Origin of the sequence: Pseudomonas sp. BYT-1, assembly GCF_023611805.1 — a bacterium.
GTDB classification, from domain to species: Bacteria; Pseudomonadota; Gammaproteobacteria; order Pseudomonadales; family Pseudomonadaceae; genus Aquipseudomonas; species Aquipseudomonas guariconensis.
Window position 1 is genome coordinate 2,313,251 of record NZ_CP072559.1, and the last position, 15,166, is coordinate 2,328,416.

13 protein-coding genes are annotated in these 15,166 nt (G+C 66.2%); 3 read left to right on the forward strand and 10 right to left on the reverse strand.

What is annotated here, in order from left to right; genetic code table 11:
• Positions 1-4: 4 nt before the first annotated feature.
• Together J5X93_RS10650 and J5X93_RS10655 are read right to left on the reverse strand one after the other, a co-directional pair.
• A complete protein-coding gene (locus J5X93_RS10650) occupies positions 5-853 on the reverse strand; it encodes a 3-hydroxybutyryl-CoA dehydrogenase (RefSeq protein ID WP_182941026.1) in 849 nt (282 codons plus the stop codon).
• 11 nt (positions 854-864) lie between these two features.
• A complete protein-coding gene (locus tag J5X93_RS10655) occupies positions 865-2,049 on the reverse strand; it encodes an acetyl-CoA C-acyltransferase family protein (RefSeq protein WP_043214765.1) in 1,185 nt (394 codons plus the stop codon).
• Between the two features lie 169 nt (positions 2,050-2,218).
• Here J5X93_RS10655 and J5X93_RS10660 point away from each other — a divergent pair, with 169 nt between their 5' ends.
• Entirely contained in the window at positions 2,219-3,235 is a 1,017-nt protein-coding gene (locus J5X93_RS10660) for an AraC family transcriptional regulator (protein ID WP_182941023.1), read from the forward strand.
• A 6-nt stretch (positions 3,236-3,241) separates the two neighbouring features.
• On the opposite strand, the gene J5X93_RS10665 is transcribed toward J5X93_RS10660, so the two are convergent.
• Positions 3,242-4,771, reverse strand: a complete 1,530-nt coding sequence (locus J5X93_RS10665) for a catalase (protein ID WP_090342149.1) — start codon at positions 4,769-4,771, stop codon at positions 3,242-3,244.
• A gap of 108 nt (positions 4,772-4,879) precedes the next feature.
• Positions 4,880-5,317: a carboxymuconolactone decarboxylase family protein gene (locus tag J5X93_RS10670; protein ID WP_070575245.1), complete on the reverse strand. Its 438-nt coding sequence runs from the start codon at positions 5,315-5,317 to the stop codon at positions 4,880-4,882.
• Positions 5,318-5,543: 226 nt separating this feature from the next.
• Between J5X93_RS10670 and J5X93_RS10675 the strand changes: the two genes are divergently transcribed.
• Together J5X93_RS10675 and J5X93_RS10680 are read left to right on the forward strand one after the other, a co-directional pair.
• A complete protein-coding gene (locus J5X93_RS10675; RefSeq protein WP_102082309.1) occupies positions 5,544-6,002 on the forward strand; it encodes a nucleoside deaminase in 459 nt (152 codons plus the stop codon).
• Positions 5,999-7,195 (forward strand): cyanate transporter, encoded by a 1,197-nt coding sequence (locus J5X93_RS10680; RefSeq protein ID WP_197853718.1) that lies wholly within the window; start codon positions 5,999-6,001, stop codon positions 7,193-7,195. Before J5X93_RS10675 ends, J5X93_RS10680 begins: the two co-directional genes overlap by 4 nt.
• Here J5X93_RS10680 and pdxR read toward each other — a convergent pair.
• The 6 genes from pdxR to J5X93_RS10710 all read right to left on the reverse strand — a co-directional run bounded on the left by pdxR (position 7,188) and on the right by J5X93_RS10710 (position 15,118).
• A complete protein-coding gene (gene pdxR / locus J5X93_RS10685; protein WP_043214775.1) occupies positions 7,188-8,621 on the reverse strand; it encodes a MocR-like pyridoxine biosynthesis transcription factor PdxR in 1,434 nt (477 codons plus the stop codon). The two genes, J5X93_RS10680 and pdxR, sit on opposite strands and share 8 nt — an antisense overlap.
• Before the next feature lie 149 nt (positions 8,622-8,770).
• Complete coding sequence (gene glcF / locus J5X93_RS10690) at positions 8,771-9,994, reverse strand: glycolate oxidase subunit GlcF (RefSeq protein ID WP_182941020.1); 1,224 nt, start codon at positions 9,992-9,994, stop codon at positions 8,771-8,773.
• A gap of 7 nt (positions 9,995-10,001) precedes the next feature.
• The gene (glcE, locus tag J5X93_RS10695; protein WP_182941017.1) at positions 10,002-11,054 is read right to left on the reverse strand and encodes a glycolate oxidase subunit GlcE; all 1,053 of its coding nucleotides are present in this window, start codon (positions 11,052-11,054) and stop codon (positions 10,002-10,004) included.
• On the reverse strand, positions 11,054-12,553 hold the full coding sequence (gene glcD / locus J5X93_RS10700; RefSeq protein WP_182941014.1) for a glycolate oxidase subunit GlcD: 1,500 nt from the start codon (positions 12,551-12,553) through the stop codon (positions 11,054-11,056). Before glcD ends, glcE begins: the two co-directional genes overlap by 1 nt.
• Before the next feature lie 112 nt (positions 12,554-12,665).
• A complete protein-coding gene (locus J5X93_RS10705) occupies positions 12,666-13,640 on the reverse strand; it encodes a PDR/VanB family oxidoreductase (protein WP_043212670.1) in 975 nt (324 codons plus the stop codon).
• Between the two features lie 62 nt (positions 13,641-13,702).
• A complete protein-coding gene (locus J5X93_RS10710; protein WP_182941011.1) occupies positions 13,703-15,118 on the reverse strand; it encodes an NAD-dependent succinate-semialdehyde dehydrogenase in 1,416 nt (471 codons plus the stop codon).
• Between the last annotated feature and the right edge of the window lie 48 nt (positions 15,119-15,166).

A 15,166-nucleotide genomic window follows, 5' to 3' on the forward strand; every position in this document is an offset into this window, starting at 1 on the left:
CCGATCAGTAGGTGAAGAAACCGCGACCGCTCTTACGGCCCAGGTAGCCGGCGGCGACCATTTCCTTGAGCAGCGGGGCAGGGCGGTACTTGCTGTCGTTGAAGCCCTCGTGGAAGGCCTCCATGATCGCCAGCAAGGTGTCCAGGCCGATCAGGTCGGCCAGGGCCAGCGGGCCGATCGGCTGATTGCAGCCCAGACGCATGCCGGTGTCGATGTCCTCGGCACTGGCCAGGCCCTCTTGGCGGACGAAGATCGCCTCGTTGATCATCGGCACCAGGATGCGGTTGACCACGAAGCCCGGGCGGTTGCCGGCGGTGATCGGCGTCTTGCCCAGCTTTTCGGTGACCACCAGTGCCTGGGCATAGGTACTGTCGCTGGTTTGCAGGCCGCGGATGATCTCCACCAGGGCCATCATCGGCACTGGGTTGAAGAAGTGCACGCCAATGAAGCGCTCAGGGTGCTCGATGCTGGCCGCCAGCGCAGTGACCGACAGCGACGAGGTGTTGGTGGCGATCAGGCAGTCGCTGGCGACGTTGGCCGCCACCTGCTTGAGGATGCGTTGCTTGAGCTCCAGGTTCTCGGTGGCCGCTTCGATCACCAGTTGCGCGCTGCCCAAGTCGGCATAGTCGGTGCTGGTGCGGATGCGCGTCTTGGCCGCCTCGGCCTTGTCGGCTTCCAGTCTGCCTTTGTTGACCTGACGCTCCAGGTTCTTGCCCAGGGTGGCCACGCCACGCTCCAGTGCCGCCTGCGAGACGTCGATCAGCAGGACCTGGTAACCGGCCACCGCGCACACCTGGGCGATACCGTTGCCCATGGTGCCGGCGCCGATCACGGCGATGTGTTGAATGCTCACGTTCAGGCTCCTCAGACGCGCTCGAAGACAACGGCGATGCCTTGGCCGCCGCCGATGCACATGGTGGCCAGGGCATAGCGGCCCTGGGTGCGTTGCAGTTCATGAATGGCCTTGGTGGCGATGATCGCTCCGGTGGCACCGACTGGGTGGCCGAGGGAGATGCCCGAACCATTGGGGTTGACCTTCTCTGGATCGAAGTCCAGCGCGCGGGCCACGGCGCAGGCCTGGGCGGCGAAGGCTTCGTTGGACTCGATCACGTCCAGATCCTTGATGCTCAGGCCGGCTTTTTCCAGGACTTTGCGTGTGGCCGGGATCGGGCCCAGGCCCATCAGCTCCGGCTCGACGCCAGCGTGGGCGTAGGCCACCAGGCGTGCCAGAGGCTTCAGGCCCAGGCGGCGAACCGCATCGCCAGTGGCCAGGACCAGGCCGGCTGCACCGTCGTTGATGCCACTGGCGTTGCCGGCGGTGACGCTGCCGTCTTTCTTGAACACCGGCTTCATGCCTGCCAGTTGCTCGGCGGTCACTTCGCCACGCACGTGCTCGTCGGTGGCGAACTGCACGCTGCCTTTGCGGGTTTTCAGCTCGATCGGGACGATCTGGCTGTCGAAGCGACCTTCGGCGATGGCGCGGGCGGCGCGGCGCTGACTGGTCAGGGCCAGTTCATCCTGCATTTCGCGCGTGATGCCATGCTGGGCGGCGACGTTCTCGGCGGTGATGCCCATGTGGAAGTGCTCGAAGGGGTCTTGCAGCACGCCGACGGTGTAGTCGATGCCCTGCAGGTCACCCATGCGCGCGCCCCAACGGGCTTGCGGCAGCAGGTAGGGGCCACGGCTCATGGATTCGGCGCCAGCGGCCAGGGCCACATCGGTGTCACCCAGCAGCAGGGTCTGGGCGGCCGAGACGATGGCTTGCAGGCCAGAGCCGCACAGACGATTGACGTTGAAGGCTGGGGTTTCCTTGGGCACGCCCGCGTTCATCGAGGCGACGCGGCTCAGGTAGGCATCGCGCGGCTCGGTCGGGATCACGGTACCCATGACCACATGGCCGACATCGCTGGCGGCGACACCCGAGCGCTCGATGGCGGCGCGGGTGATGGCGCTGGCCAGGTCTGCCAGTGGCAGGTCCTTGAGAGACCCACCGAAACCACCGATGGCCGAACGGACTGCACTGACGACGTAGATTTCTGCGTTGCTCATGGAAGGCTCCGATTGCGAAGGCATGGCGGGACCGGCACAGGCTCTGAGACAATGGCCGGCGTTCCCGGAATGGGTCGAGTCTAGGCAACCGCCCAGGCTTGGCCTATGCCGGATCTGTTCAGTAAACCTGGCATTTTTTGCCACCCAGCATAGACAGTGAAAACCAGCCATGCGCGATAGCGATTCGGTCGCGGTGTACTTTCTCAACGCCATGCTCCATGCCCTGCGCGAGCGCCCCGCCGAACGCGATGCCTACCTGCGCGGCGTGGGGATCGACCCGGCACTGCTCGAGCAGCCCCAGGCCAGGGTGCCGGCCAAGGCGTTCGCCCAGCTCTGGTTGCAAATGATCCATGTGCTGAACGATGAGTTCTTCCACCTCGACAGCCATGGCATGCCCTTGGGCAGCTTCGCCCTGATCTGCCGGGGGTTGATCCAGGAGCCCACCCTGGAAAAGGCCTTACGCCAATACCTGGGCAATTTCGCGCTGTTCCTGCGCGATGTGCGCGGTACATTTTCGGTGCGCGGCGGGCGGGTGGTGATCAGCGTGCAGTCGAGCATCACCGATCCGTTGACGCGGGTCTACGCCGAAGAAACCTACCTGGTGCTGGTGGTCGGATTGCTGTGCTGGCTGGCCGGACGGCGCATCGCGATCGACCGTACCGAACTGGCCGTGGCGCGCCCGGCCCAGGAGGACGACACCTTGTTGTGGGGCCCGGACCTGCGGCTGGGCAGTGGGCGTACGGAAGTGGAGTTCGACAGCGCCTACCTGCGCTTGCCGGTGGTGCAGGACCTGGCCGCGCTGAAGACCTTCCTGCGCAGTGCGCCCCAGGGGCTGGTGATTCGCTTTCGCAATCAGAACGGCCTGGCAGCGGTGGTCTATCGCCATCTGCGTGTCCGGCGCTACGGCCAATGGCCGACCCTCCAGGCCATGGCCGAGCAGCAGGGCATCAGCGCCAGCACCTTTCGCCGGCAGCTGGAGCGCGAAGGGCGCTCCTACCAGCAGATCAAGGATGAAGTGCGCCGTGCCATGGCGTTCGAACGTTTGCGCGAAGGTGTGCTGAGCATCGCCGAAATCGCCGAGCAGACCGGCTTCCAGGAGCCCAGCGCCTTCCACCGCGCTTTCAAGAAATGGACCGGTTACAGTCCGGGCAGCTATCGGGCGCGATTGGCCGATCGCACCCGCTAGGCGTTGTCAGTCGCGCAGCTCCCGTGCCAGTGCCTTGACCCGGGTGAGGTCACCCTTGGCGACCTTGGCAACGCGCTTGCCATAGTCGGGGTCGGCCTTGTAGAGGAACGACAGGATGATGTGCTTGCTGTCGTCATCGGCCCCCGCCAGGGACTGGCCAAAACTGTTCACCAGGTCGCGCTGCTCCTGCTTGCTGTAGGACCGGTACAGCTCACCGGCCTGCTTGAAGTTCTGCTCCCGTGTGATGCCGCGTTGCTGGGTGCTGCCAGCCAGGGGTAGCTGGCTGTAGCGCGCCGACTCGGTGCTGGTGCGCGGCTGCAGGCGGCTGGGCTCGTAGTTGACCATGCTGCGGGTGCGACCGTTGTCGAGGGCAGCGTCCTGGTTGCCGTTGTTCACCGCCGCCCGTGGCTGGTTGATCGGCAAGCGGCCGGCATTGGCGCCGACCCGGTACATCTGGGTGTCGGCGTAGGAGAACAGGCGTCCTTGCAGCAGGCGATCCTCGGAAGGCTCGATGCCCGGGATCAGGTTGGATGGGGCCAGCGTCACCTGTTCGGTTTCCTGGAAGAAGTTGTTTACGTTGCGGTTGAGCACCATCTGGCCGACACGGCGCTGCGGTACATCAGGCCAGATCTTGGTCGGGTCCAGCGGATCGAAGTCGAAGGCCGCCAGCTGCTCGGGCTTGAGCGTCTGGATGTACAGGTCCCATTTGGGGAACTCGCCACGGCCAATGGCAGCGACGAGGTCGTGGGTCATGTGGTTGAAGTCCTGGCCCTGGATACGCTCGACCTCCTTGGGCGCGAGGTTTTCGCGGCCTTGCAGGCTCTTCCAGTGGAACTTCACATAGGTTACGTCGCCCTGGGCATTGACGAACTTGTAGGCATGTACGCTGTTGCCGTCCATGTGCCGGTAGCTCTTGGGGGTGCCCTCGTTGGAGTACAGCAAGGTGAGGGTGCGGGTGGCCTCGGGCATGTGCGAGAACAAGTCGAAGCGCCGGGCGTCGTTGGCCAGGTTGGTGCGTGGATCGGGTTTGAAGGCGTGGACCATGTCGGGGAACTTCATCGCATCGCGGATGAAGAAAGTCGGGAAGTTGTTGCCAACCAGGTCCCAGTTGCCGCTGCTGGTATAGAAACGGGTGGCGAAGCCGCGAGGGTCGCGCAGGGTTTCCGGTGAGTGCAGACCATGAACCACCGAGGAAAAGCGCACGAATACGGGCGTTTTCTCTCCCGGCGTGAACAGCCGGGCCTGGGTCAGCGTGGAGAGATCTTCGAACGCGGTGAACTCACCATGGGCACCCGTGCCACGGGCATGGACGACGCGTTCAGGAATACGTTCTCGGTCGAAACGTTGCAGCTTCTGGATGAGCTGCACGTCCTGAAGCAATACCGGGCCGTTGGCTCCGGCGGTCTGCGAATGCTGGTTGTCGCCAACCGGGGCGCCGTTGTCGCGTGTCAGGGGGGCGGCATGCAGGGTGGCGCTGGCAAGCAACGTCGCACCGAGCAGACGCCCGACGATGCGGGTGGGTCGGGTTGCGGGCATGGAAAGGTACCTGAGGGCTATTGATCGGGTGATCGATGCTAGGGGTACACATCCACGCTTTCAGTCGGTGCGAACGTTGTTTGTCGTGGCTGTTTTCAGGGCAGGGTGTCAGGCCGGGACCATGGCAAAGCCTACGCCGAAGCGGTTCCAGGCATTGATGGTGGCGATGGCCAGGGTCAGGTTGGCGACTTCGGCGGGCTCGAAGTGTTCCAGCAGGGCTTCGTACTCCGGCTGCGGCGCGCCGCGCTCGGGCAGGCGGGTGAGGCATTCCAGCCAGGCCAGGGCGGCCCGTTCGCGTGGGGTGAAATAGCGTGTTTCCTGCCAGGCGCAGAGGGTCTGCAGGCGAGCCTCGGTCTCGCCAGCCTTGCGCGCATCGTTGGCGTGCATGTTGACGCAATAGGCGCAGCCGTTGATCTGCGAGGCGCGCAGGCGGACCAGTTCGAGCAGGGAGTTTTCCAGGCCGCTGTTGGCGAGGGCTTGCTCCAGGCCGATCATGGCTTTGTAGGCTTGCGGGGCGTGCTTGGCCCATTCGATACGTTCGTGCATGGCGGACTCCGGTGTAAGGGGATCACGTTTGCCGGCGCTGGGGCAGCGCCTGGCCTTGGTCATACGTTAGCGCTAGGGCACGAACGGCCCGATAGCCAATCCTGCGCTTTGCCAGGAGGCCAATGGGCTATTCAGGGGGCCACTGACCTGCATCCAATCTCTTCATTTTTGCTGGCGCCGCTCAGCCGCGATAATGAACACGTCTTGCACCGAGAGATTTCCTACGATGTCCGATGAACGTTTCATGCGCGAAGCCCTCGACCTGGCCCGCGCCAATATCCAGGCCGGCGGCCGGCCATTCGGCGCCGTGCTGGTGTATCAGGGGAAAGTGCTGGCGCGTGCCGTCAATGAAATCCACAGCACCCAGGACCCGACCACCCACGCGGAAATGCAGGCGATCCGCAAAGCGGCCCAAGCCCTGGGGCAGGCGCGTCTGGACGGCGCCGAGATCTACGCCAGTGGTCATCCATGCCCGATGTGCCTGGCTGCCATGCACCTGTGCGGCATCGAGCGCGCCTGGTTCGCCTACGACAACGACGAGGGCGAGCCCTATGGGCTGTCCACCGCGGCGGTGTATGCCCAGATGGCTCGTCCACCCCAGCAGCAGAGCCTGCCTCTGCGGCCGCTCAAACCCGCCGGTGAGGCCGACCTGTACCTTCAATGGAAGCAGGCGCACCAGGGATGAGTGGCGCACTGAACCTACTGCTGGTGCTGTTGCTGGCACTGAACCTGCGGCCGATCCTCACCAGTATCGGTCCGTTGCTTGAACCCATGCGCGCAAGCACCGGCCTGGGCTACCAGCAGGCTGCGCTGCTGACGGCTTTGCCGGTGCTGTGCATGGGCCTGATCCCATTGCTGCAACCCTGGCTGCGCCGCTGGTTGAGCGAGCATGGCGGCATGCTCATGGGCCTTGCGGCAATTGCCCTGGCGTGCCTGTGGCGCTTGCAACTGGACAGCGCCTGGGCGCTGATTGCCAGTGCCGTGCTGGCCGGGCTCGGCGTGGCCGTTGTCCAAGGGATGATGCCTGGGCTGGTCAATCGCTGGTTCCCCACGCGCCTGGCGACCACCATGGGCCTGTACTCGGCGGCGTTGATGAGCGGCGGTGGTTTGGCGGCCGTGCTTGGCCCGTCCATCAGTGCCGCGACCGGGCGCTGGCAGGTCGGCCTGGGCGTCTGGGCGCTCCCAGCGGTGCTGGCAGTATTGGCCTGGCTGGCGCTGCGACCACGGCACAACACGCCGAAACTCGCCGGTGGCGGGGGCGGGCATTGGTTCGGCAACCGCCGGGCTTGGCTGCTGGCCAGCTACTTCGGACTGATCAATGGCGGCTACACCAGCATGGTGGCGTGGTTGCCGGCCTACCACATCGAGCACGGCGGTACCGCGCAGGGGGGGGGGGAGCTGGTTGGTTTGATGACGATCTTCCAGGTCACCGGCGCCTTGGGGCTGCCGCTGTTGCTGCGCAGCCTGGCGGACCGTCGCCCGGGCCTGTGGCTGGCGCTGTCTATCCAGTTGGGGGGCTTTCTTGGCCTGCTGCTGGCGCCGACCTTGGCCATGGGTGTGTGGGTGGCGATGATCGGCCTAGGCCTGGGCGCGTGCTTCAGCCTGAGCCTGACCCTGACCCTGGAGCATTTGCGCAAAGATCCTGCTCAAGCGGGGAGCCTGGCCGCGTTCGTGCAGGGCATCGGGTTCATCATCACCGGGATCATTCCCTACCTGACGGGCTGGTTGCGCGATATCAGCGGCGATTTCCAGGCTTCCTGGACCTTGCTCACCATCACCGTGGTGGCGATGCTGCTGGTCACGGCGCGCTTCGCCCCGCACGGCTATGTCGCCGCCATCGCTCGCCCCGGTGAGCCGGCCCAGGCAGCGGTCAGCTGAGGCCTTGCAGGGTATCGCGCACGCGGTCCAGCGCGGTGTCGATATCCAGCAATTCGATGGCCCCGAAGCCCAGCAACAGCCCCGGACGCACCGGGGCCTCGCTGTAGAACGGGGCCAGCGAATACAGGCCGACCTCTACCTTGCGCGCCAGGCTCACCAGCAAATCCACATCGACCTCGGGGCTGGCCAGGGCGCTCAAGTGAAAGCCGGCGTTGGCCGGGACGGCCGTCAGCCAGGGCGCCAAGTCGCTGCTCAGACGGGCCAGGATTCGCTCCCGGCGGGCGCTGTATACTTCATGACAGCGGCGGATATGCTTGTTCAGGTGACCTTCGCTGATGAACCGCGCCAGCGCCCATTGCTGCACGCTCGGGCTGTGCCAGTCGGTCAGGTGTTTGGCCACGCACGCCGCGCGTAGCACGCTCGCAGGCAGCACGGCGTAGCCCAGGCGCAGCTCGGACAGCAAGGTCTTGGAAAAGGTGCCCACGTAGGCCACCAGCCCATGGCGGTCCAGGCGCTGCAAGGCATCGCTGCCCGGCCCCTGGTAGCGGAACTCGCAGTCGTAGTCGTCCTCGATGATCAATGCCCCCAATTCGGCGGCCCGCGCCAGCAGGGCGGTGCGCCGGCGTTCGCTCATCGGCATGCCGAGGGGGAACTGATGGGACGGTGTCACGTAGATCAGCCGCGTGCCGTCGGCGATCTGTTCGACGCACAGCCCTTCGTCATCCACCGGCACCGACTGCAGGTGCGCGCCCAGCGCCAGGAACAGCTGGCGCGCCGGTGGATAGCCGGGGTCTTCCATGGCCACTTGGCAGCCGGGTTCGATCAGCACCCGGGCGATCAGGTCCAGCGCTTGCTGGGCACCGTTGCACACCATCACGTCGGCCGCGCTGCAATGCACGCCACGGGCGAAGGCGATGTGGTGGGCGATGGCTTCGCGAAGTTCCGGCAGGCCTTGGGCGTCGAACTGGCGTTGGGTGTGACGCTGGCTGCGGCGCAGGGCGTACTGCAGGCAACTGCGCCACTGATCGAACGGGAACTGCGCCTTGCTCGATGCGCCACCGACGAAGTCGTAGCGCGATGGGGTCTGCAGAGCGGACTGGGAGAGCACCGTGGCCCGCTGCTGCCAGCGCGCCACGGACGCGGCGGCGGCCAGGGGAATGGCCTGGGCCTGGATGGCTTGCAAGGGGCGTTGCGGTGTCACGAAGGTGCCGCGACCGACCACGCCGCTGAGCAGGTTGTCGTAGGTCAGGCGCGAGTAGGCTTCGGCGACGGTCTTGCGGGACACGCCCAATTGTTCGGCGAGCAGGCGAGTGGGGGGCAGTTGGGTGCCGGCGGCCAGGTGACCGCTGTCGATGCTGGCACGCAGTTGCTGATAGAGCTGGTCGGCCAGGCCTTTGCGGCCTTGCAAGCGGATGTGCAGTTCCATGGGGTTGTCCGGGGGGTGAGAGGGCAAGCTTCGGGGTTTGTGGGGCTGGCTGCAAGGGCGCGGGCTGCAGGGCAGCCCTTCGCGGGTAAAGCCGCTCCAGCAGAGGGCAGCGCCAACCTTGTGGGCGCTACCCGCGAAGTGGCGGTCGGCTAGGTGTCTGTCAGGGCAGCGTCGACGATCTCGATCCAATGGCGCACCGGTGTGCGTCCGGCGCTGTCCAGGTGCGCCTGGCAACCGATGTTGGCGGTGGCGATGAGCTGAGGGTTGCCGCTTTCCAGCGCCGTGAGGCGATCGTCCCGCAGGCGACGCGACAGCGCAGGTTGGGTCAGCGAGTAGGTGCCGGCCGAGCCGCAGCACAGGTGGCTGTCCGGCACGGGAGTAAGGGTAAAGCCCAGGCGTGACAGCAACTGCTCCACCGCACCGCCGAGCTTGAGGGCGTGCTGCAGGGTGCAGGGGCAGTGGAAGGCCAGACGCTGCTCGGCACACAGGCCTAGTCGCTCGACGGGCTCGGCCTGCAGCACCTCTACCAGGTCTCGGGCCAGGGCGCTGACCCGGGCGGCCTTGGCGGCGTAGCGCGGATCGTTTGCCAGCAAGTGTCCGTAGTCGCGCACGAAGGCACCGCAACCACTGGCGGTCTGCACGATGGATTGGGCGCCGGCCTCGATGGCAGGCCACCAGGCATCGATATTGCGCCGCGCCCTGGCCAGGCCGTGCTCCTGGGCGTTGAGGTGGTAGTCGACCGCGCCACAACAGCCTGCTGCGGCCACCGGTTCCACACTGATCCCCAGGCGGTCCAGCACGCGTGCGGCCGCGGCATTGGTGTTGGGCGACAGGGCCGGCTGCACGCACCCTTCGAGCAGCAACACGCGACGGGCATGGTGGGGGGCCGGGCGTTGGCCGGGAGCTGCGATCCGTGCGGGCAGCTTGGCTTTGAGCACGCCGGGCAACAGCGGGCGCAGGGCCTGGCCTGTACGGGTCAGGGCCTTGAACAGCACAGGATGCGGCACCACGGCGCGCAAGCCCTGGCGCAACAGGCGCTCACCCAGCGGGCGCGGGACCTGTCGTTCGACCACGGGGCGGCCGATGTCCAGCAGGTCGTGGTAGTTGACACCCGATGGACAGGTGGTCTCGCAATTGCGGCAGCTCAGGCAGCGGTCCAGGTGCAACTGGGTGCTGGCGCTGGCCGGCGCGCCTTCGAGCACCTGCTTGATCAGGTAGATGCGTCCGCGCGGGCCATCGAGTTCATCACCGAGCAGTTGATAGGTGGGGCAGGTGGCGGTGCAAAAGCCGCAATGCACGCAACTGCGCAAAATGCGTTCGGCCTCTTCGCCGCGTGGCAGGGCCTTGGCGGCCTCGCTCAGGTTGGTTTGCATGGCAGCCTCACAGGTCTGGGTACAGGCGACCAGGGTTGAAGATGCCCTGGGGATCGAGTTGTTGCTTGAGCGTGCGGTGGTAACGCATCAGTGCGGCAGGCAGCGGCGGCATGCTGTCATCGCCCGGCGTGTACGCCGTGGCATGGCCGCCGACCTGGGCCAGTTGCGCACGTAGCTGCGCCGGCGTGGCCGAAGACTTCAACCAGCGCTGGGCACCGCCCCAGTCGATCAATTGCCTGCCGGGCAACGCGAGTGGGCCCGTGGCGGTCGGTACCGAGAGTCGCCACAGCGGCGCCGGGTCGTCGAAAAAGGCCAGGCGCTGTTCGCGCAAGTCCTCCCAGAAGCGGCTGTCGAGCGCCTCCCCCCCCAGCCGCTGGCGGGCCGACAACACCGAACCTTCTCCGCCTTCCAGGCGCAGGTAGAGCGCTTGGCCGTCGTGGCAGGCGGCGCTGATCGGCAGCGGTTGCTGACCCCATTCGGCCAGTGCGTGCAATGCTTGGTGAGTGTTCATCTCCAGGCGAAGGCTCGCGCATTGACGGGGTCGTGGCAGCACTTTCAGCGACACCTCGGTGAGCAGGCCCAGGCAGCCGAAACTGGCGACCATCAGTCGTGAGACATCGTAACCGGCGACGTTCTTCATCACCTCGCCGCCAAAACGCAGCAGCTTGCCGTGGCCGGTGATCACACGCGTGCCGAGCACGTAGTCGCGCACCGCCCCAGCCCAGGGCCGGCGTGGCCCGGACAACCCTGCGGCGACCATGCCCCCGAGGCTGGCATCCGGGCCCAGGTGGGGCGGCTCGCAGGGCAGCATCTGGCCGGCTTCGTGCAGCACTGCTTCGATCTCGCGCAGGGGCGTGCCGGCGCGGGCGGTGAGCACCAGTTCGGTCGGATCGTAGCGCACGATGCCGCGGTGGCTTCGGGTATCGAGGATTTCGCCAGTCACAGGGCAGCCCAGCATGGCCTTGCTGTTGCTGCCCTGGATGCGCAGAGGGGTGTCCATGGCCAGGGCTTGGTTGACTTGCTCGAGCAGGTCCTGGCTCATGTCGCGGTCCGCATTCATCAGAAACGCTCCAGGTCAGGGAAGGGCAGTTGGCCCTGGTGTACGTGCAGGGCGCCGAACTCGGCGCAGCGGTGCAGGGTGGGGATGTTCTTGCCGGGGTTGAGCAGGCCTTTGGGATCGAACGCGGCCTTGACCGCATGGAACAGGGTGATTTCGTCGGCGTTGAACTGGGCGCACATCTGGTTGATCTTTTCACGCCCGACGCCATGCTCGCCGGTGATGCTGCCACCGACCGCCACGCACAGCTCCAGGATCTTGCCGCCGATGGCTTCGGCGCGCTCCAGTTCGCCGGGCAGGTTGGCGTCGAACAGGATCAGCGGGTGCATGTTGCCATCGCCGGCGTGGAACACGTTGGCCACCCGCAGCCCGTATTCCCGGGACAGCTCGGCGATGCCCCTGAGTACCCCAGGCAGTTCACGGCGGGGTATGGTGCCGTCCATGCAGTAGTAGTCCGGCGAAATGCGCCCCACCGCGGGAAAGGCGTTCTTGCGCCCAGCCCAGAAACGCACGCGTTCGGCCTCGTCGCAGGCCAGGCGTACCTCGCTGGCACCGGCCTGGCGCAGCACGGCGGCGACGCGCTCGCAGTCGTCCTGCACGTCCGATTCCACACCGTCCAGCTCGCACAGCAGGATCGCCGCCGCCTCCACCGGGTAACCGGCGTGGATGAAGTCTTCGGCGGCGCGGATGGCCAGGTTGTCCATCATCTCCAGGCCGCCCGGGATGATGCCGGCGGCGATGATATCGGCGACCGCGCCGCCGGCCTTCTCGACGCTGTCGAAGCTGGCCAGCAGCACCCGCGCGACCTGGGGCTTGGGCAGGAGCTTGACGGTGACTTCGGTGACGATGCCAAGCATGCCTTCGGAGCCGGTGAACAGCGCCAGCAGGTCGAAGCCGGGGCTATCCAGGGCATCGCTGCCCAGGGTCAGGTGTTCGCCTTCGACAGTGAGGATGTCCACCTTGAGTAGGTTGTGCACGGTCAGGCCGTATTTGAGGCAATGCACGCCGCCGGCGTTTTCGGCGACGTTGCCGCCGATGGAGCAGGCGATCTGCGAGGAAGGGTCCGGCGCGTAATATAGGCCGTAAGGCGCTGCTGCCTGGGAGATCGCCAGGTTGCGCACGCCAGGCTGGACCCTGGCATAGCGCCCTTGTGGGTTGACCTCCAGGATGCGGTTGAAGCGCGCCATCACCAGCAGGATGCCCTGGGCCAGGGGCAGGGCGCCGCCGGAAAGGCCCGTGCCCGCGCCGCGCGCCACCACCGGTACGCCGCGTTGATGGCACAGGCGTAGCAGTGCCTGGACCTGGTCGAGGCGCTCGGGCAATGCCACCAGCAATGGCACGGTGCGGTAGGCCGAGAGGCCATCGCATTCGTAGGGTTTGAGGTCTTCGGCGTGGTGAAGGATCTGAAGATCCGGCAGGGCGTCGTGCAGGGCTGCCAACAAGGCCGCCTTGTCCACGGTGGGCAGGGGGCCGTCCAGGTGTTCGTCGTAGAGAATACTCATGGCTCGGCTTCACGCCTCCCGTGGGAAGGCGGTTGAGCCGTGGGATGACAGCGGCATGGGCTTGGGTCTCTTGTTCTTGTCGTCAAGAGACCAGCCTAGACCACTGTGACTGTTACAGGTCGAGCACCAGGCGCGCGCTGCGGGCACGCGAGACGCAGAGCATCATGGTTTGCTGCGAGGCTTTTTCCTCGTCGCTCAGGTACTGGTCGAAATGCTCGGCTTCGCCCTCGAGGATCGCGGTTTCGCAGGTGCCGCACACGCCTTCGCGGCACAGGCACTCGACCTTGGCAGCCTTGGACTTCTCGATGGCCTGGAGGATGGTCATGCCTTCCTCGACCTGCAGCTCGGTCCCGGACTTGGCCAGCACCACGGTGAATGCAGCGCCGGCGGCGGGCGCTGCGGCGGCGAACTGCTCCCAGTGCACGCGCGAGGCATCGATGCCCGCAGCGGCGGCCGTGGCGATGACGGCGTCGATCAGCGGCTTGGGACCGCAGACATAGAGGTGCGCGTCGTCGGCCAAGCCCGCGCACAGGCCGGCCAGGTCCAGCTTGCGGTCCAGGCTGTCGATGTAGAAGCGGGTGCTTTGCGCATGCGGGCCGCTTTCCAGGTCACCCTGGAAGGCGCCGTGCTCCGGGGCGCGGAAGGCGTAGTGCAGCTCGTAGGGGGTATCGCTGCCTTCGAGTTCATGCAACTGGGCCAGGAACGGGGTAATACCGATGCCCCCTGCGATCAGCACGTGGCGGCCGGCCGTGGGGTCCAGGGCGAACAGGTTGTTGGGGGTGGAGATGGTCAGCTCGGTGCCCACCTGGACGTGATTGTGCATGAACGCCGAGCCGCCCTTGGACTGCTCTTCCAGGCGCACACCAATCTGGTAGCTGGACAGGTCACGCGGGTCACTCATCAGCGAGTAGGCATTGCTGAACTGGCTGCCACAGGCCGACTGCATCTGCACGATGACGTGACTGCCGCCGCTGAAGGCGGGCAGGCTGGCACCGTCTTCGCGGGCCAGGGTGAAGCGCTTGATCAGCGGCGTCGCCTGTTCCACGTCGGTGACACGCACCTTGAACATTTCGTATTGCTTGGCCATGGTTCACCTCGACTTGCTCATCACGCGGCAGGCCCTGCCGCGTGACACAGATACTGGCTCGCTCAGACGGCGAGGCACAGGTACTTGATTTCCAGATAATCCTCGATGCCGTACTTGGAGCCTTCGCGGCCCAGGCCCGATTGCTTGATGCCACCAAATGGCGCGACCTCGTTGGAGATCAGCCCGGTATTGATGCCGACCATGCCGTACTCCAGGCGCTCGGCCACGCGGAACACGCGGGCCAGGTCACGGCTGTAGAAGTACGCCGCCAGGCCATACTGGGTGGCGTTGGCCAGTTCGATCACTTGCTCGTCGGTGGTGAAGCGCACCAGCGCGGCCACCGGGCCGAAGATCTCTTCCTGCAGCAGCTCCATGCCCGGGGCGATGTCAGTGAGCACGGTCGGCTCGAAGAACTGCCCGCCCAGGGCGTGGGCCTTGCCGCCCAGCAGTACGCTGGCGCCTTTGCCGGTGGCGTCGTCGATCAGGCTGCGTACCTTGGCCACGGCCTTGTCGCTGATCAGTGGGCCAATCTGCGTGCCTTCGGTGTCGCCAGGGCCGACCGCCAGGGCGCGCACGCGCTCGACGAAGCGTTGGGCGAAGCGCTCATAGACGCTGTCGTGCACATAGAAGCGGTTGACGCACACGCAGGTTTGCCCGGCGTTGCGGTACTTGGCGATCAGTGCGCCTTCGACGGCCGCCTCGATGTCGGCGTCATCGAAGACGATGAACGGGGCGTTGCCACCGAGTTCCAGGCTGACCTTCTTGATGGTTTCGGCGCACTGGCCCATGAGCAGGCGACCCACCGGGGTGGAGCCGGTGAAGCTGAGCTTGCGCACGCTCGGGTGGCCGGTGACCACGCTGAACACCCCGGCAGGGATGCCAGCGCGCTCGGCCAGTTCCACCAGCGCCAGGGCGCTGAACGGGGTTTCGTTGGCCGGCTTGACCACGATGGTGCAGCCGGCGGCCAGCGCCGGGGCGACCTTGCGGGTGATCATCGCCGCCGGGAAGTTCCATGGGGTGATCGCGGTGCACACGCCGATGCCTTGCTTGATCACCAGCAGGCGTTTGTCATTGGCCGGGCTCGGGATCACATCGCCGTAGACGCGCTTGCCTTCCTCGGCGAACCACTCGACGAAGGAGGCGGCGTAGCGGATCTCGCCCAGGGCTTCGTGCAGGGGTTTGCCCTGTTCGCGGGTCATCAGTCGGGCCAGGTCCTGCTCATGTTCGAGCAGCAGTTCGAACCAACGGCGCAAAATGCTCGCCCGCTCTTTGGCGGTACGCCCGCGCCAGTCGGCCAGGGCCGCTTCGGCGGCTTCGATGGCGCGCACGGCTTCGGCGCTGCCCATCAGTGGCACATGGCCGAGCAGCTCGCCGCTGGCCGGATCATTGACCGCCAGGGTCTGGCCGCTGTCGGCGTCGCACCAGCGCCCGTCGATGTAGGCTTGCTGGCGCAGCAGTGTGGTGTCTTGAAGTTTCACGCAAGGCTCTCCGAAGGCCGCCGACCTGCAAGCCGGCGGCCGGGCGCA